Raw genomic sequence first — 18,334 nt, forward strand, 5'->3', positions numbered from 1 at the left:
TAATATCCTATGTCCTTTGGCACAGCAGTTTGCTGTGCCTTTTTTTGTTTTGGAACCTTCATCCTATGCAAATCCCAACACTCTACCTAAAAGGTACGTTTAATGGCTGGGGACTCGATACCCCACTTACAGCAATCAACGACCACACACTGCAAGCCACGTTATGCCTCTCTACAGATCAATACCGCTTTAAGATCTCCGATCTCGATGGCACCAAACAATGGACGCTATCAGGCCACCCCACCAAAGCCGTAGAATGTGCTCTAGAAAACGGGTTACCACTGGTTAACACTCAAGGTATTGGTAACGACCTACTCTTCACACCTCAAGCCGCAGGCCACTACACTGTGACCATTGACCTTGCATCTGACGCACCAGCCATGACTATAGAGCAAGGTGAACAGCAATCAGAAGCTTTGACGCAGAGACTACCTGTTGATATTGCATTAGAAGCAATCAAGGCCGAGCAACAAGAGTGGAGAAAGCCTAGCTTCGCTTTAGAGGCGAACGATCTTTTTGCTCAGCTTGCGATCACCGAAACAACGCCGTTTACTTTCGTGTTTGGCGACAACGTTGATGGCTACTATCACGGTACCACGCACACCTTCGTCAATAGTGGTAAATATCGCCATCATCAAGGTTGGTTGTTTGGTGGGTTTGCAAGCTTCATCAATCGCGTTATCAATGACAAAACCCAAGCAAAGCAAGCTTCCTTAATGCCTTATGGGCTTGAGCATCATTATCCATCGAGCCAAGACTGCTTGAGCTTGATGCAAGAGAAAAGACAGGTCGCAATTTCCGTTAAGAGCGATACTAAGCAGACATTAAGCCTACTGCCTGAACTCAATATTCCAAGCCATTACGTGCAGGTTCATCAGTCTCCTAACCACGTCATCCTAGAGATCGATGACCAGGTTTGTCCTGAAGGGTGCCCTAAGTTTGTCTCACTCATGGCCAGTCACGCTGTACAAGTTGAAGAGCTTTCGCCAGAGCAAGTCCGTTCTACCGCTGAGCCTATGCAGCTCTCTTCAAACAACATCAATCTGCTGTTCTCAACGAAAGAAAAGCAGACAGAACTGGTGCTGTACATAAGCTTTGCACATCAGCGACAAGAAGCTGAATCCATGGCAGAGGACGCAGCAGAGAAAGGTGCATTAGTTCGCCACCAGCAAGCGATTTACCAGTTCCTATGTAACAACTACTTGTGGACCAACGACGTTGAGTACAACAGAGCAGTAATGTGGGCACGTTTGGCCAGCCGTACCTTTGTGAGCCATGAGTTCGGTACTGGGATATGGGCTGGCTTACCTTGGTTTAAAGACTGTTGGGGACGAGATACCTTTATCGCGCTATCTGGTACCAGCTTGGTTAACGGATTCTTTGAAGAAGCGAAGGCCATTATTGAGAACTTCGCAGCAATGCAGATGACCGACGAATCTTCGGTTAACTTTGGTCGTATTCCAAACAGAGTCACCAGTAAAACTAACATCATCTATAACACCACAGATGGTACGCCATGGATGATTCGAGAAGCTCTGGAATACATCAACTACTCGGGAGACGAGGCCTTTGCTAAAGCCATCTACCCTGCTTTAAAACGCTTTATCTCAGGCGTAGAAAAGCATTACCTTGCGCAAGATGGCCTAATGAGCCACCGACATCCTGACACTTGGATGGATGCTAAAATCGACGGTGCGATTCCATGGTCACCAAGGGGGCCAAAAGCCAATGATATTCAAGCACTCTGGTTCGATAGCCTTCATTGTGCGATGGCTTTAGCTGATCTTGTTGGTGATGATGAAAGCAAACAGCAGTGGCAAACACGCGCTTCTCAAGTAAAGCAAAGCTTCATCAGCCAGTTTTGGAGCTCAGAGCAAGGTTGTTTAGCGGATCACCTAACCGATGGCGATAAGCCTGACTATAGCGTTAGACCAAACCAGCTAATGACAATATCGATTCCGCAGCAAGAGTCCCTGACTACGCCTGATATTGAGCAACACATCGTCAAAAATGCGGTCGATAAATTATTGTTCCCTTGGGGTATCTGTTCTCTGCAGCAGCAACATATTGACTTCCACCCCTATCACGACAATCAAAGCCAATATCATAAAGATGCGGCCTATCACAATGGAACGATCTGGGGCTGGAATGCCGGCTTTACCGTTACGGCGTTAACGCGATTCAAGCAACAAGACTTTAGCTACCAACTGTCTAAGAACCTTGCCAAGCAGATCCTTAATCAAGGATGTCGTGGCACCATGAGTGAAAACTTAGATGCCTACCAACACGACAATAACAAGTTGGTTGAATCTGGCACCTTTGCACAAGCTTGGTCGGTATCTGAGTACGCGAGAAACGCTCAGCAAGATTACTTAGGCTATCGCCCTCAATTGCTCGACAATCGTATTAATATTGCGCCTAAGCTACCTCAGCAGTGGACGCAATTTAACGCATCGCTACCTTATGGCGACAATAAACGAATTGTCTTAGATTATTCGTCAGATAATGAGGTAACTCGCTATGTTCTCTCATCGAGCGAAGAGTCGGAAGCGATGTCTGATATCGAGCTGGTTTTAAGCTTAGATATTAATAACCGTCACTACGCAGAAGTTCGTGCGCCTCTTGCGATTGATCTAGAGATCATCATTAATCAAGATAGTGGTGAAGTGACAACGAATACTTCTAAGGCGGCAGTAACCATTCATAACCAACCAAATTATGAACGGTTAGAAGGGCTTGAGTTTGCACAACCTGATATTTCAATCGCCCACAATAGTATGGTTAATCAGGACTACTTACGTAATAAAAGGGAAAATCAGGAATTCGCAGTAGCGAAAGACTAATAGTAAATAAAAAAGCCTGAACAAAAATATATCAAATAAATTGTTCAGGCTTTTTTCTAGTGGTTCATAATAAATCGAATAAAATCTGGAAAGCGTTTCGCCCAAGCAATTTCATTATGTTCATGCCCTTCTCCTTCCATATAAATAAGAGAGACATTGTCTTTATTTAATAAAAGATCGTTCATAGAGCGAGAACCGTCTAAATATACCTGAGCAAAATCTACGCTTGTATCTTCTCGTTTTTCATTGGTTCCCATATCCATATAGATCTTAACAGGAAGCTCAAACTCCAAACCAGAGGCATAATTAAAATATTCACTGTGGTTAAACCAAAACGCAGGTGAAAACACGCCTAGCGCACCGAATGCATGCTGATGCTTGCCACCGCCATACAAACTGATCAATCCACCCATAGAGCTGCCCGCTAAATAAGTGGAGTTACGTTGTGGCTGGGTTCGGTAATTACGATCAATATATGGCCTTAACGTATCAACAATAAAGTCGACGTAATCATCCCCTTCACCACCAAAATCACAAAGCTCATCTGGAATACCAAACTCACTGACCTGACTCGTCGCTTTCCAAGGCGAATACTCATTGTAGCGTCCCATTTTATCGAGCTCATCACTGCTGTCGATCGCCACTAAGATGATGCCATCTGTTTCACCTTGCTTCTGCATCTCATCCAAGGTGGTCTTTGCTTGCCAACACATACCGTAAGTTGCAGTAAGCTCATCAAACACATTTTGGCCATCGTGCATGTAGAGCACGGGGTAGTGTTTGTTGGATGTCACGTAATCGTAAGGGAGGTAAATTCGTAGGGTGCGAGTGCGGTTTAATTGAGGCATAGGAAACGCCTCAATCAACAGCAGGTCATCTTGTTCTGATTGTGTCATTGCAAAAAACCGTTAACTCTAGATAAAAAAATAGCGCCTATATTAGGCGCTATTCCTGTTCAATTACTTAGCGTTGACTGCTCGCACAAAGGCTTCTTGAGCCCCTTCAACATTCAGTGCTTTGGCTTCGTCTAATAGGCTGAGTGCTTTTGGCACATCACCAGACTTAACTGCATTTTGAATGGCAGAGATGTAGAAATCTTGAGTCTCTTGTTGAACACGGATTTGTGTTGTCGGCTTCTTCGTTTCAGCGACAACTGGTGCTGCGACTACTGCTGCAGGCGCAACAACTGGCTGGGCACGATAAGGGCGAAGTTTTAGAGTTTGAACTTCTAGCTCCAAGCGACCACCTAACTGTTTTGTGTAAACAGGGTCAGTTACCATTGGCATCACTTCACCAAACTCTTTGGCACGTACTTTGGCTGGGTGATCAACCTGAATCGCTTTACCTAATTGATCTGCTGGTGTGTAAACAACCATAAATGGGGTTTCGCTTGCATCGATACGCACGCGCTCAATATAGCTCGTGCGAGTAAAAGCATCTGATGCGCGAATTTTGAAATCTTCAAACTTCAGTGTTTTTACTGGTTGAAAGTTTTCATCCAATAGAATTGCTTCTGGTGCAAACACCGAGTCATCAATCATCAGGCTAGACAGCGTCACTACCATTTCTCCGGAGCGATCACTAAATCTAAAGGCCGCAAAATGGCTATTGCCTGCTGTAAAGGTACCGACAGGCGAGCCTAAGTCGATATCAAATTTTAAATCTTCATTGTCGTTAAGTTGGGCGTATGGAAATTGCGAAAAATCGCTACAACATACTTCTGCATTGGTTGGGGGCGTTAATTGTGTTTGTACTTGAGCATCTGAAGCACAACCGCTTAGCAAGGCACCTAGTAAAACGGCTAACATGGAGCTTTTATTTGTCATTGTAATCTCTCTCACTATTGGTTGTTAGTAGGGGGAAACGGAAAAAGGCAGCCAACCGGCTGCCCTTTACTATAAATGGTTTAGAACCAGATTTCAGTGTGAACACCGAATACAAATTGGTCTTTACCGTTTTCGATGCCGATTTGTGATGCACTTGCTTCATCGTCAGCTTTGATGTAGCTGATGTAAGGCTTCACTTGTGGGCGACCGAAGTAGTCTGAGTTAGCTGTGAATGCAGTTGCAACTTCTAAGTTGATGATGTTGCTTTCAACAGCGTCACCAGTACGACCCCAGTAACCTTCATCACCTTCTTCGTGACCGTAAGATGCAGTTGCTTCTAGACGAACATTGTCGTTCAGTTTGTAAGAAGGACGAGCTGCTACGATGTAACGAGTTAGACCTTCAGCACCCCAAAGTTGGTCAAGAGCTGTAATGTAAGTCACTTCTGTACCTAGTTGAACACGATCAGAAATGTTTAGTACACCGTAAGAAGTTAGGAATAGTGATTCAGCGTTGTCGTCACCGCCAGACCAGCCACCGAAGTTCACACCACGGTTTTGCATTACACCTTTACCGTAAGCGATCGCGTTTTGTGTCCAACCGTCTAGGCCGTAGTAGCTAGTGTTCAATGTTACAGAAGCACCGAAGCCGTCGTCATTCTCGCCGTCTAGAGCTTGCTGACCGTATTTGAAGTCAAAGTCTAGAGAACCGATACCTGCATCTACACCGTAGTAGTAAAGGTCTAGAGAAGATAGAGTTGCACGGTCTGCACCATTGTTAATTGAATCGTCAGTATCTGCCATCATGTAAGCGATACCAGCAGTGTTGCCGCCTAGCTTAGTTTGGATACCAGCACCGATACCAGAAGATTGCTTCCAGAACTCACCAGATAGGATACCTGCAGCACGGTTTAGGAAACGTTGACCACCCCAGATAGACGTGTCTTCGCCAAGAATGCCACCTAGCTCAACAAACGCTTCTTTTACTTCAAACTGTGCAGTCGTGTTATCTTTTTGGCTACCTGAAGAAGTGTACGCGTAAGAGTTACCGTTACCATATTCAGTACGTAGAACGTAGTCCGCCCACACACCATTTTGGTACTCTGAGTGCTTCTTAACTACAAATTCAACTTGGTTAGTACTCTTACCGTGTGTACCTGCTGTTTTGTAATCTGGCTTACCAAATTCAGTATCAACTGTTTTGCCATCTACAACGCGAACGTTAGAAGACATGTAACCGTGGATTTCCCAACCATCAGCAATCACGTCAGTTGGGTTAGCTACCTCAACTTCCATTGCCTCATCACCACTTGTTACATCAAGAGCTACTTCTTCTGCGTATACTGAGCCAGCCATTAGCGCGGTAGTCACTGCTGCAGCAATCAAACTTACTTTTTTCATTCTTAACTCCATTAAGGACGATTTATTTTTAGGTTTTATATTTTTGCTCTCTTGCGACAGCCAAAGGCAGTAATGGCGGACGTAAGATAGAGAGGTTTAGGGTTTCCCCTGATTCGTTTCAACGGGGTCAATATTAAGGGGGGCGCACAAGTTTGACTTCCTCCACCCCCAACTAAATTAAGGGGGATGAGAAGGGAGTAGAAAATTTACAGAACGGTATTTAGAAGAGTTAGATCACTTAATCTAGGAGGAGTAGACAGTACACAGATCTAATTATTCATATCAAATGAGATCCAGCTCAAATATATTGTTTGAACTTAATCGGTAAATTATTTTTTTAACAATAAATTCTTCTTGAAGTTGCTTGACCTTAAAGAGACAAAGCTTTTTACTAATAGTTCACCAAAGCTGTTTAACGATTAAGAAATAAAACAATGACTAGAACGCTCGGACGCCCATATCCACTCGGTGCAACGCTAGATGACACTGGCTGTAACTTCTCTATTTATTCCCCTGACTGCCCTAATCTCTCACTCGCCCTCTTTGACGAGAATGATGAATTTGTCACTTATAAATTAGAAAACGAATACGCCGGCATTAAGTACACCTTTGTTGAGGGTATCTCTGCAGGTCAAAAGTATGGCTTCATCGTTGAGACAGAAGAAGGGTCACTGCTGATCTCTGACCCTTATGGCAAGGCACTCAGTGAGCCACTTCATTATCAAACGCCTTATACGCCGGAAAAGAGTTTCGGTATGGCAAAGTGTGTAGTGACAGACGACAGCTTCGATTGGCAAGGCATTCAAGGGCCTAAGATTTCTCGCGAAGAGACGGTTCTATTCGAAACCCACGTCAAAGGCCTCACCAATCTGCACCCTGAACTAGAAAGCAGCAGCAAAGGGCGTTACATGGGGTTAGTCAGCCCTGAAATGCTCAGCTTCTACAAAGAACAGAACATCAACTCGCTGCAACTTTTACCGGTTGCTGCTTGTATGCACGAACCGCATCTTTTAGACATGGGCAAGGTTAACTACTGGGGTTACAACCCATACCTATTCATGGCTCCAGACCCTCGTTATGCAGAAAAAGACGCCGTCACTGAGCTCAAAACAGCCATCCGTGAACTTCACCGTAATGGCATTGAGGTTATCCTAGATGTTGTCTACAACCACACTGCGGAAGGTGGCGAAGGCGGTTGTACCTTCAACCTAAAAGCGCTCGATCATCGTCATTACATCAAGCACGGTTGTCACTACGCAAACTTCACTGGCTGCGGCAATACGGTTGACCTAACATACCAAGCATCACTTAATTTGGTGATGGATACGCTGCGCTATTGGGTGACTGAATTTAAAGTTGATGGCTTCCGCTTCGACCTCGCTGCAACGTTGGGTCGCCAAGGCGATCAATACAGTCCAGAAGCCGCGTTTTTCAAAGCAGTAGCTCAAGATCCAGTGTTGAAAGAGACCAAACTGATTGCTGAACCGTGGGATATTGGTCCGAACGGTTATCAAGTGGGTAACTTCCCACTAGGTTGGAACGAGTGTAACGACAAACTGCGAGACATTACCCGCAGCTTCTGGCGCGGTGATCAAGGCTATCTAAAAGAGTTCGCGACACGCCTAATGGGCTCACGCGATATCTACAGTGCCGCGCACTGGCCTTATAAGCTGACGGTCAACTACATCACTTACCATGACGGCTTCACCATGCAAGATCTTGTGTCTTACAAGCATAAGCACAATGAAGAGAATGGTGAGAACAACCGCGATGGTCACGGTGATAACCGCTCGGAAAACTATGGTGTAGAGGGTGAAACTGAAAATACCCTAGTGATCGCGACCCGTGAGAAACAGAAACGCAACTTCATGGCGAGTTTACTGTTTGCCTTTGGTATCCCACACATTCTGACGGCGGATGTGCTGTCTCATACCCAAAACGGCAATAACAACGCTTACTGTCAAGACAGTGAAACGAGCTGGCTAAGTTGGGAACCGAGCGAGCGAAAATCTGACTTTAAACAGTGGCTCTCTGACATGGTTTCAGCACGCCAAGAGTATATGGTGCCATTCATCAAGGCGTTTAGTGGCGAACAGCGTAACTCGAACCGAATCTTCTGGAGCCGTGTCGATGGCACGTTGATGGAGCACGATGACTGGAATCGACTCAGCTCTGTCGCTCTACATCTGGGAATTGGTGAAGACGGCGATGAGATGATCTACTTAATCAACCAAACCAATGCGCCAGCTCGCTTTAAACTGCCAAACGACAGAGAGCAAAACTGGGTAACGATCTGCGATACCAATTCTCACAACGTAAAACCAGGCTCTGCAGAAGGCGAAATGCTGCTTTCACCAACGTCGATGGCTATTCTGCACTTTACAGCGCCTAGCCAAGAGAACAACGCAAACACATAGAAAAACGCTCAATATAAGAACGATTTACATAAAAACCAATTATATTTATAGCTGGTTTTTTTATTCGGTGAATATCACAAATCCGTTTCTTTTATATGGAATCATTTGCATTGATGTGATTACGAAAACTGTTTAGTATGCTGCCACTATAAAAATGAATCTATAACGTCTTTGGATATCATGGCTTTACCTAAAACATTAATTCGTCTTTTCAAACCTTATATTGTTTTACTCACAGGAGGGATGATCTATTTAGCGGCAGCTCAGTTGGAGCGGATGGAGAACTCAGCGCGGGAGCAGTCTGCTTCTAACATCCGGATTGGTAACTCTATTATTCGATCTAATATTGAAGCCACTTTTGGCAAGCTCTACCTCCTCGAAACCAGCTTAGAACAAGGTCAAACGGCCTCAAAAAGTGCCTTCATCAAACTGAGTGAAAACATCCTCAAACGCACACCTAATTTCTCCGATATCGTCTTATATCATCTAGATACCAAGCAATACCTCTCTAGCCGCGACTTATCCCTCCCCTCGTCGACACTAAGCAGCCTAACATGGCACCGAATCGATAGTGTCGCAGAAGATTTCTATATCTCTTCCGTCTATCAAAAGACGGATGGACGCTGGGTATTCGCGGTTAAACACACCATTTCAGACCGCCCGAAAGAGATATGGATCGAATTTGATCTTCTTCACACCACCCAAGGTTTACGTGATCTCAAAACACTGAATAATGGTTACATATTTGTCGTCGACCGCTCAACGGAAAGGCTGATCTTCCACCCAGACCCAACACGAGTAGGCACAAAATCGATCAGTTTTCATGCGGGAATCAGCCACCAGCTATCCTTGGGGCAAACCTCTGGGCAGCACGAGTACTACTATCAAGATCACTTTAAAGTATCGGTTTATGATGCAGACAACAGCCTAAACTGGGTATTCATTGCCGGTACCGATCGACAAGACATACTGACGAGCTCACATCAGTTTACCTTGACCGCGATTGTGCTTGGTTCACTACTACTACTCTGGATTGTCGCCAATTACCTAATTCACAGGCTCAACCTAGCGCTTTCACTACTCAATCAAGTGGATGACATAGCGGGCTTTAAACGCCAGCTTAAATCGGTAATCAATCACTTCTGCTACAACAATGGCATTCAATTTTGTCTCTATGATTCAACGAGTCACGCATTTAGCACGATCGATTACCATGGAAACAAGCGCATTGTGCATACCAATCAAGCCCTAGCACAAAGCTTACTGCCAGATAGCCTAATCTACCGCAATGGAAGCTATGCTGACTCACTGGCTCGAAGCCTTAAAATTACCGAGCGCCACTACTGTATTCCACTGCATTCGCGCAAACAGTTGCTCGCTGTGCTCTACATCAACAGCACATTCCCTATTAGCCGCTCTATTCTGCGTATGGTTCGAAGTGCTACTGAAACATCATTAGCGAATCTTCTATTGCATCATCAACTAAGTTGCAAAGACCTGATGACTCAGCTTGATAACAAGAACAACTTCAATGCTGCCTTAGCTTCTCATCTTAATGAACCTGATACCTTTGTCGCTCTACTGGATATTGACCATTTCGAGCACCTGAATAACGCTTATGGCGAAACCATCGGTGATAGCTTGATTAAGAACACAGCCGAAGCCATTCGCTCCAACTTTCCAAAACCAAAGAGTTTGAGTTTGGCACGAATGGGTGGCAAAGAGTTTGCCATTCTTTTTAAAGCCAACAACGAGAATGATGCTAGAACCCAGCTAGACCAGTGCAGGATATCCATTGCATCAAGCACAATTAAGACGCCTGATATTGATCTATCAGCCAGCGTCAGCATAGGGTTTTCTTTGCTCGAAGGGGAGTCAGAACCCGCACTGGCGTTAGCGGAACAAGCCAAAGTGATTGCTCAGCAACTAGGCCGAAACCGTGTCGAAGGTTATTTCAAACCTATGTCACCGGAAGACTCAGCTTCCTCCGCTGCTGCATAAATCCGATAAAGCGAACAAAAGCACCGAACTCCCTATTCGGTGCTTTAGTTTTTTCTGAAACCGACTACAATGCCTCTCCGGTCAAATCCAACGCAGTCATTCGCTCAATAGAAAGAACCTACCCATGATAAAGCTCAGTCATCGACTTCAATCTATCAGTGACCTCATTACTAAACCCTATGACCATATCTGGGATTGCTGCTGCGATCATGGCCACTTAGGTATGCAGCTATTGATTGAACAAAAAGCGTCAAATATTCACTTCGTCGATATTGTTCCCAGCCTAATGACCGAGCTGGAAGCAACTCTTAGTCAGCACTTTGTCGATGACAACCTGGGTAACCAAGATAGCGAAACCGCTCAACAGTGGTACGTGCACTGTATGGACATGAGTCAGCTGCCGCTTGCTGTCCACAAGGGCAAACATCTGGTTGTCATTGCGGGTGTCGGCGGAGAGCTAACGCAGACGCTAATAGAAGCCGTCATTTCAAATAACCCGAATATCTCCTTAGATTTTCTACTGTGTCCAGTGCATCAACTGTTTGAGCTGCGTGAGTATCTCGGGAAAGGTGACTTCTCAATGATCGATGAAAAGCTCGTGGAAGAGAATCGACGCTTCTATGAAATACTGCATGTGACTTATCAGCCAAGTGGCAACGAGTTAGCAGGTACTCACTTACACCAACATAAAGTGTCTCCTGTCGGCAACAAGATTTGGTTACCCAACAGTGAACAAGAACAACACGTAATCGAGAAATACAAACAGCGTACCTTGCAACACTATCAGCGCATCTCTTTTGGTTTAGAAAAGCAAGGAAAGCCTAATTCGGTGGCTCATATCATTGAGCACTACCAAGCCGTTTAAATAGCTAGAACTGCAAATCGAAGACAAAGAAAAAGCCGATTGGAATCAATCGGCTTTCTTGTGTCTGGCATCAATGACGTAGGCTATTGCTTACTGCTATACACACCATCAAGGTACTGGTCTTTCTCTTCCCAGGTTCCGTTTAACCAACCGTGGAAACGACGCTTGAAGACTTTATCTTCAAAGTAGTTGCCGTCTAGGTTTTCATCCATTGGGTGTACTTTAATTCGCACCACAATTTTGGTCATCTTACCTTTAAGCATGTCCTCAAATGGTGATTCTTGATTCTCTGGATACGCCAGTGTCACATCAACGACACCATTGAGCATGTGACCCATATTAGAAAGAGCAAACGCCACACCACCCGTTTTTGGCTTTAGTAGATGTTGGTAAGGAGTTTTCACTGTCGCCAGTTTATCAGCATTCACTCGCGTGCCTTCGACAAAGTTCACCACAGTCGTTGGGTTGTTTTGAAACTTCTGACAAGATTTCTGAATCGCATTGAAATCATCGTTGCGGCGCTCTGGGTTTTTAAGCAGAAACTCGCGCGAGTGCCTTCTCATAAACGGCATATCCAAGCCCCAACACGCCAAGCCCACAAACGGTACATAAAGAAGGTCGTGCTTAAGGAAGAACTTCGGCATTGGCATTCTGTCTTTCATCACCGAGGCTAAAACCACAATATCCGCCCAGCTGCGATGATTCGACATCATCAAATACCACTGCTCTTTTGATAATTCCTCACCTCCTTCAATTTGCCAATCGATACGGTTCATCGAAGACAAAATACCGAGATTCACAGTCGCCCAAAGCCAAAATACAGCATCAGACGCACGGTTAGACAATTTAGTTACCGAGGCAACAGGAATGAGCAGTTTAATCAAGGCAAGCAAAGAGATCAGCACCGTTATCACGGCAGTGTTGATAGTCACCAAGGTAACACTGATGACTAAACGGATGTTATCTAACATATTGGTAAACAGTAACTTAACGAAATTCGGTATAAAACAGGAGCACATATTATACCTTTTTCACAGCCTCTCTATCTACCGATTGAAATATTTATGACATATTTACCGAGTGGTCATAGCAGTTAGAGTTTAGCGAATTTGTCACGCCATTGGGTGGGAGCCAAGTTAAAAGTCGCTTTAAAGTGCTTGCGAAAAACACTCTCAGACCCAAAGCCTGCTTGCTCTGCCACTTGGTGAATTGGGTGGTTGGTAGACTCTAACAATCGCTGACTGAGTTTCAAACGCTGTTGAAGTAACCATTCACCAAACGAACACCCATACGCGGCTTTAAACTGACGGGTAAACGTACGTCGACTCATTGCACACAATGAAGCGACCTCATCTAGGTTGTATGACTTGGTTAGGTTCTGCTCTATCTCTTGAATTACACCTTCAAAACTAATTGCCTGAATTGGCTTGGTTTGTATCGGCGTCGGAATGTATTGCTGTTGACCACCAGAGCGATACGGGGCCGTGACCATGATACGCGCAAGCTGAGTCGCGACCTCAGTCCCACATACTTTCCTAATAATATGCAAGCAGCAATCCAACGCAGCTGCGGTACCCGCTGAAGTAATCGTGCTCTCGTTATCGATAAACAGAGGCTGTTCATCGAATTCAACTAAAGGAAAGCGCTCCTTGAACTGTTGACTAAAGGCCCAGTGAGTCGTCGCCTTCTTGCCGTCGAGTAACCCCGCTTCCGCCAACACAAATGCACCCAAGCAAAGCCCGACTATGGTTTTGCCTTGCGAATGACACAATATCAGTTCATCAATCAGAGCTTTCGGCACCTGAGGTAAAGAGTTGGGCCAACTCGGCACTACAATAATGTCGCAATCGCGGGCGCGCTCAATCCCCTCTTCTATACTGATACCAAAGCCTGATCCCGAGGAGAACTCAGCCCCAGAGACACTGCACAAGCTCACTGAAAACTTGGGTTGCTGCTCAATGAATACATCTTGAAAAACTAAACAGGGAACCGACAAATGAAATGCGCTGATCCCTTCAAACGCGATCACAGCGACTTTTACAGGCTCAGTAGAAGACGAAAGCATAAAAATGACCTCAATAGAACAATGGCCCAATTTGAGCGATAGATTACCTTAAACACGGTATTACACTTTTTCACTCTGCACCATAATTGTTGGACAGTAATTCATCGGAGCAGACATCATGAAAATTCATCACCTTCGCAGTGCCACTTTTATTATTGAATCAGGCCAATACCGTATTCTGATTGATCCGATGCTAGGTGAAAAAGGCTCACTGCCTCCGTTCTCTGTATTGCGCTTCAAAGCAGCCAAGAACCCAACCGTAGACTTACCCGCCAATGCAGGGCCATTACTTGATATGGTGACTCACGCTTTAATCACACACAGTCAAACCTTTGGTTTCAAACCCCTACAACATGGTGACCACCTAGACACGGCAGGTGAGGCTTTCTTGGTTAATAACGGTATTGCCGTCGCAACACCAAGCAAAGACAAAGCTTACTTAGAGAAGTATGGGATTACCGTGAGTCACGGTTTAGACAGCTGGGTCGAGACGGATTATCTAGAGGGGAACATCACCGCGGTGCCTGCGCAACATGGTCATGGCTGGATCCATAAAGTGATGGCAAATGGCTGTGGATTCTATTTAGAGCTTCCAAATGAACCATCAATTTACATCAGTGGTGATACGGTACTGACTGACAACGTGAAGCGTGCGCTAACTGAGCTAAAGCCCGATATTACTGTGGTCGCAACTGGTCAAGCTCAAATGGATGTGGGACAGCCTCTGTTGATGCCAACCGATGAAGTGATGGAGTTTATCCGCCTCTCGCCAGGTAAAGTGATCGCCAATCATATGGAAGCGTTGAATCACTGCCCTATCGAGCGTTCAACATTAAAGCAGACGCTTGAGCATCATCAGTTAGCTGACAAGGTGTTGATTCCTGAAGATGGTGAAACACTAGAGTTTTAAATAAGAGATATTAACTTTAAATATCAAAATTTCTGTCTCCAAAAAGAACAAACCCCGCGTAATGCGGGGCTTGCTCTAGGCAGTGTCTGTTTTTTTAGAAGCTGTAAGCAACAGAAGCTTTGAAGTTACGACCTGCTTCGTAGCTGGTGTACTTCTCAGAACCCCAAGAGATACCAAAGCCTGTGTGCTCAGCGTACTTCTTATCAAATAGGTTATCGACAGCAAGGTTAACTGACAGGTCCTTAGCAAAATCTGGAACGTAAGCCGCCCAAATGTTGTGAGTACCGAAGCCAGCACGTTCAATCTTCACGCCATCTTCATCTGTGTAGTCATTACCCGGAACAAAACGTGAATCCCAACCAAACACTAGCTCGTTAGATAGGCTGTAGTTGAAGCCCGCTTTAATGTTGTGGATGCCAGTCTTGTTCATGTGGCTTGTTGTGCCATCTTTTAGACTAGTTTGGTCACCGTCAGAGAACGAGTGGTTTGCGTATAGCGCAAAGTCATCGATGCTGTAAGTAAATACTGTCTCTACACCCCAAACTTCAACATCGTACTGGTTTGCCAGTGTTGTGTTGTTTTTCGTTGGGTGCATTTGGTTATCAAGATCGTACTGGTAAGCCGTGAAACCTAGGATTGCATGATCAGCTGCAAGCAAACCAGACAGATCGTAATCGAAGCCCGCTTCATAGTTATTACCTGTCATCGCCTTAGTATCCGCTTGATTTACATCACTTGCGGCTTTCATGGTTAGCGTTTCAGGAAGTGCAGCACCCTTGAATAGACGACCGTAACCAACGCGTAGTCTTAGATTGTCTGTTGTTTGGTGTTCACCTTGGAATTTCGGTGAAAGTTGGTCGTACTTACCAGAGAACACGCCACCTAGTTCGTGCACGTCATAACGAAGACCTGTCACAAAACGGAAGTCACTGATTTCAAAGGCGTCTTGAGCGTAGATACCGTAAGCAGTAACGGTACCACCATCCATGTCGTAGTTCTTAGTTTCGCCTGCTTTAGTACCTGAAGTGTAAGTACCTAAACCAGAGTCAATCCACTGTTTCGCTTTGTAGCCTTCAACACCATAAGTCAGCTCATGATCACCGACCCATGAGATATTACGGATATCACCACCAATGGTTGTTACATTGTATTCACGATCTGGAATAGATAGTTCGCCGTCTTTGGTGAATACCCAGCTACCTGATGAATTATCCCAGTTACCGTAGTCTTCAGTTAGTGCATCACGGTCCATGTACTGACGGTTGTAGTACAGGTCAGTTGTTAGGTTTACAAGATCGCTGCCATTGTCGTAATGGTGGTTTAGTGTCACTGTATCGCGGCTGATTGCATGGTAGTTATGCTCATCATCTGCGTATAGCGCACCCGCTTTTTCACCTGATAGTTGGCGCTTACCACCATCTTCGTATTTGTTGAATGTCAGCTTAAATTCGTTGGCGTCGTTTGGAATAAATACCACTTTCGCCAAGCCAGACTTTAACTCACCTTGCTTAGATGTAACGTCATCTTCGCCAGGGATATGTAGGTCACCATCTTCAGAGTAGTTAGCGATACCCATGAACTGCAGTTTGTCGTTTAGCTTCGCGTAAACAGCTACGTTAGTAGTGAAGCGCTCATAAGCCGTTTGGTAGCCAGTTTTAACACGTGCGCCAACCGTTTCGTCACCACGTAGTAAGTCACTCGGATCTTTTGTTTCGTAGCTGAATGAGCCGTTAATCGCACCCGCACCAGAAAGAACAGAGTTACCACCTAGAGTGATTTCTGCTGATTTCAGCATTGCAGGATCAAACGTCTGGTCACCTGAGTGGTGGAACAATTGACCTTCTTGGCGAGCACCATCGATGGTAACAACCGAGAACTTGTCTTCCATACCACGGATGAAAACTTTACGAGAGTAACGAGCGTTACCATCGACCGTTACGCTCGGCATGGTATTCAGAACATCTTTAATGTCTGACGCTTGTTTCTGTTCCAGAGTATCAGAGTTGATCTCAGTTTGAACGTGTTGATCTAGGGCGGAACCGACAACAACGACGGTTTCATCGGCAGCTTGGGCAGCAAAAGTAGTAAGTGCAACGGTAATCGCTGCAGAGAGTGACTTCAGTTTCATAATGGTACTTATATTTTATAAACAACAACAAGAGCGGTGCATAATACACGATGCAAATGATAATTCATCTCATTTACATTCTTTACTTTTCTATGCTTTATTTTTATAAAATCACAATGTAGTATTCACCAAAGTTCACCGAACTCTTGTTTTTTGAACTGAATATTTCAAAAAATCCTAGAAATAGGTAGCCATCAGTCTCTATCTGGTGGCTTTTTAAAAGAAACCCGCACTAAACCAACCCAAATCGCTCGAAATAAGCCAATAATTACCAACAGGAAAATCAAAGAATTGAATACAATGCCACATTGCCATTCAATTATTTGGTTATGTTCTGGTTTGGACACTTCACAATAATTCGATGGCTTAACTTTCCTTACCGCGCTTACATGTCGTTACGCCAGATAACAGATGCCCTTGCTATGATGATTCACGTCATAACAAAACCGCCATCATCGCTATCGAAAAATTCTTATGAAAACTCTTTACCAACTTTCGGACTCTGACTTTGAACAATACCTGCTTTCAATCAAACCCATAGTCAGAAGAAGTGCCAAATCTCAGCGTGAAATAGAACAAGTTGCTATCGAGTTTGGTTATCAATTTACCGATAGCTATCACTACCAAAATCAGACCACAAAGGTTTCTCTGCTTTGCCCAAGTTGCAACCACATCGTCTTTAAACAACCTCGCTCAATACTCACCAACCCTGCTTGTCCTAGCTGTAAAGTGGCAACCAAAACAAAGCCATCCAACAACAAGGCCACTAACCGCTCAATTCGGCTTGATGACTTGATATCGACCCAAGGCTCAAAAAAGCTCGCTAAAGCAATTAGGGATTCCAAGACCTAAAAATAAGTCACTTAGACTCAAACAGGTCATAGGAAAATAAATCACAGTGTGTCATATTGACTCTTAAGTCAGTTAAAAACATTCTCAAACCCCACTTGATAACGATTATCATTATTGGCATGTAACCTGCTAATATTAAGTCAGACTCTTTGATTATGCTTATTAGAGCCTTGCTATCGAGGCACTCAATAGGAGATTAAGATTATGACAGAACTACCCCACGGCTTAGTATCAGGTACAGTGATTGAGAGAACTGATTGGAACCATCAACTTTTCTCGATTGAAGTGAAGGCGCCTGTCTCCAGTTATCTTGCAGGACAATTCACCAAACTAGGGCTCGAAAACGAGCAAGGAGAATTAGTCAGACGCGCCTACTCAATGGTGAATGCTCCTTCACACACTAAGGACCATCAACATTTAGAATTTCTGATAGTGAAAGACTCTGACGGACAACTGTCTCCGAAACTCCACCAGCTTCAACAAGGTGATGAGGTATTTGTTGGGCGGGATCCTAGTGGATTTATGACGCTCGAGGAGATCCCCTCGACCGCGAAAGACCTATGGATGTTGTCAACAGGTACCGCAATTGGCCCCTTCCTATCGCTTTTAGAACAGCTTCAACAACAAGAGACACCTCTGTCGTTTAAACACCTCATCCTCGTTCACGCGGTAAGGACTCAAGCAGATCTAACCTATCAAGAACGTATCCAAACATTCATCCAACACTTTCAAGGAACGCTTCATTATGTGCCAATTATTTCACGAGAATCCGTTACCGGAGCTTTGCGCGGACGAATCCCAAGTCTGTTACTTGGAGGCGACCTTGAGCAAGCCACGTCTGTCACTATCAATAAAGAGCGTAGTTTCTTCTACCTTTGCGGCAATCCAGAAATGGTTCGCGACACCAGCACAACCTTAAATCAGCTCGGATTAGAAAAGCACCTACGTCGTAAACCCGGTCAATTCAGTAGCGAAAATTACTGGTAACCCGAACTCATTCTCTTCAAATTCAATGGCAAAAGGATCA

13 protein-coding genes are annotated in these 18,334 nt (G+C 44.7%); 7 read left to right on the top strand and 6 right to left on the bottom strand.

The genetic code is table 11. The features are described 5' to 3' along the window. Positions 1–65 precede the first annotated feature (65 nt). Entirely contained in the window at positions 66–2,843 is a 2,778-nt protein-coding gene (locus VFDL14_RS14545) for an amylo-alpha-1,6-glucosidase (protein WP_050487372.1), read from the top strand. Between the two features lie 56 nt (positions 2,844–2,899). On the opposite strand, the gene VFDL14_RS14540 is transcribed toward VFDL14_RS14545, so the two are convergent. From VFDL14_RS14540 to VFDL14_RS14530, 3 genes are all read right to left on the bottom strand, one after another. After that, the gene (locus tag VFDL14_RS14540; protein WP_032550551.1) at positions 2,900–3,739 is read right to left on the bottom strand and encodes an alpha/beta hydrolase; all 840 of its coding nucleotides are present in this window, start codon (positions 3,737–3,739) and stop codon (positions 2,900–2,902) included. 63 nt (positions 3,740–3,802) lie between these two features. Then, complete coding sequence (locus VFDL14_RS14535; protein WP_084181844.1) at positions 3,803–4,669, bottom strand: MalM family protein; 867 nt, start codon at positions 4,667–4,669, stop codon at positions 3,803–3,805. Between the two features lie 80 nt (positions 4,670–4,749). Beyond that, positions 4,750–6,069, bottom strand: coding sequence for a carbohydrate porin (locus VFDL14_RS14530; RefSeq protein WP_050487373.1), 1,320 nt, complete (start codon positions 6,067–6,069; stop codon positions 4,750–4,752). Between the two features lie 434 nt (positions 6,070–6,503). Here VFDL14_RS14530 and glgX point away from each other — a divergent pair, with 434 nt between their 5' ends. From glgX to VFDL14_RS14515, 3 genes are all read left to right on the top strand, one after another. Further along, positions 6,504–8,486, top strand: coding sequence for a glycogen debranching protein GlgX (gene glgX / locus VFDL14_RS14525; protein ID WP_032550554.1), 1,983 nt, complete (start codon positions 6,504–6,506; stop codon positions 8,484–8,486). Between the two features lie 243 nt (positions 8,487–8,729). Then, positions 8,730–10,487 (top strand): sensor domain-containing diguanylate cyclase, encoded by a 1,758-nt coding sequence (locus VFDL14_RS14520; RefSeq protein ID WP_032550556.1) that lies wholly within the window; start codon positions 8,730–8,732, stop codon positions 10,485–10,487. Positions 10,488–10,614: 127 nt separating this feature from the next. Continuing rightward, positions 10,615–11,352, top strand: a complete 738-nt coding sequence (locus tag VFDL14_RS14515; RefSeq protein WP_032550645.1) for a tRNA (adenine(22)-N(1))-methyltransferase — start codon at positions 10,615–10,617, stop codon at positions 11,350–11,352. Between the two features lie 83 nt (positions 11,353–11,435). On the opposite strand, the gene VFDL14_RS14510 is transcribed toward VFDL14_RS14515, so the two are convergent. Together VFDL14_RS14510 and VFDL14_RS14505 are read right to left on the bottom strand one after the other, a co-directional pair. After that, a complete protein-coding gene (locus VFDL14_RS14510) occupies positions 11,436–12,323 on the bottom strand; it encodes an acyltransferase (RefSeq protein ID WP_032550558.1) in 888 nt (295 codons plus the stop codon). A gap of 122 nt (positions 12,324–12,445) precedes the next feature. Next, on the bottom strand, positions 12,446–13,417 hold the full coding sequence (locus VFDL14_RS14505) for a GlxA family transcriptional regulator (protein WP_032550560.1): 972 nt from the start codon (positions 13,415–13,417) through the stop codon (positions 12,446–12,448). 118 nt (positions 13,418–13,535) lie between these two features. Between VFDL14_RS14505 and VFDL14_RS14500 the strand changes: the two genes are divergently transcribed. After that, entirely contained in the window at positions 13,536–14,327 is a 792-nt protein-coding gene (locus VFDL14_RS14500; RefSeq protein ID WP_032550561.1) for an MBL fold metallo-hydrolase, read from the top strand. Positions 14,328–14,421: 94 nt separating this feature from the next. On the opposite strand, the gene VFDL14_RS14495 is transcribed toward VFDL14_RS14500, so the two are convergent. Further along, positions 14,422–16,455: a TonB-dependent receptor domain-containing protein gene (locus VFDL14_RS14495; RefSeq protein ID WP_032550562.1), complete on the bottom strand. Its 2,034-nt coding sequence runs from the start codon at positions 16,453–16,455 to the stop codon at positions 14,422–14,424. 474 nt (positions 16,456–16,929) lie between these two features. Between VFDL14_RS14495 and VFDL14_RS14490 the strand changes: the two genes are divergently transcribed. Next, a complete protein-coding gene (locus VFDL14_RS14490; RefSeq protein ID WP_032550563.1) occupies positions 16,930–17,307 on the top strand; it encodes a hypothetical protein in 378 nt (125 codons plus the stop codon). 204 nt (positions 17,308–17,511) lie between these two features. Beyond that, entirely contained in the window at positions 17,512–18,294 is a 783-nt protein-coding gene (locus VFDL14_RS14485) for a ferredoxin--NADP reductase (protein WP_032550564.1), read from the top strand. The last annotated feature ends 40 nt before the right edge of the window (positions 18,295–18,334 follow it).

This window comes from Vibrio fortis (assembly GCF_000695685.1).
Classification (GTDB): Bacteria; Pseudomonadota; Gammaproteobacteria; order Enterobacterales; family Vibrionaceae; genus Vibrio; species Vibrio fortis_A.

Coding starts and splice junctions, on each gene's coding strand:
- VFDL14_RS14545 (WP_050487372.1), top strand. CDS start 66: ATGCAAATCCCAACACTCTACCTAAAAGGTACGTTTAATGGCTGGGGA.
- VFDL14_RS14540 (WP_032550551.1), bottom strand. CDS start 3,739: ATGACACAATCAGAACAAGATGACCTGCTGTTGATTGAGGCGTTTCCT.
- VFDL14_RS14535 (WP_084181844.1), bottom strand. CDS start 4,669: ATGACAAATAAAAGCTCCATGTTAGCCGTTTTACTAGGTGCCTTGCTA.
- VFDL14_RS14530 (WP_050487373.1), bottom strand. CDS start 6,069: ATGAAAAAAGTAAGTTTGATTGCTGCAGCAGTGACTACCGCGCTAATG.
- glgX (WP_032550554.1), top strand. CDS start 6,504: ATGACTAGAACGCTCGGACGCCCATATCCACTCGGTGCAACGCTAGAT.
- VFDL14_RS14520 (WP_032550556.1), top strand. CDS start 8,730: ATGATCTATTTAGCGGCAGCTCAGTTGGAGCGGATGGAGAACTCAGCG.
- VFDL14_RS14510 (WP_032550558.1), bottom strand. CDS start 12,323: ATGTTAGATAACATCCGTTTAGTCATCAGTGTTACCTTGGTGACTATC.
- VFDL14_RS14505 (WP_032550560.1), bottom strand. CDS start 13,417: ATGCTTTCGTCTTCTACTGAGCCTGTAAAAGTCGCTGTGATCGCGTTT.
- VFDL14_RS14500 (WP_032550561.1), top strand. CDS start 13,536: ATGAAAATTCATCACCTTCGCAGTGCCACTTTTATTATTGAATCAGGC.
- VFDL14_RS14495 (WP_032550562.1), bottom strand. CDS start 16,455: ATGAAACTGAAGTCACTCTCTGCAGCGATTACCGTTGCACTTACTACT.
- VFDL14_RS14490 (WP_032550563.1), top strand. CDS start 16,930: ATGAAAACTCTTTACCAACTTTCGGACTCTGACTTTGAACAATACCTG.
- VFDL14_RS14485 (WP_032550564.1), top strand. CDS start 17,512: ATGACAGAACTACCCCACGGCTTAGTATCAGGTACAGTGATTGAGAGA.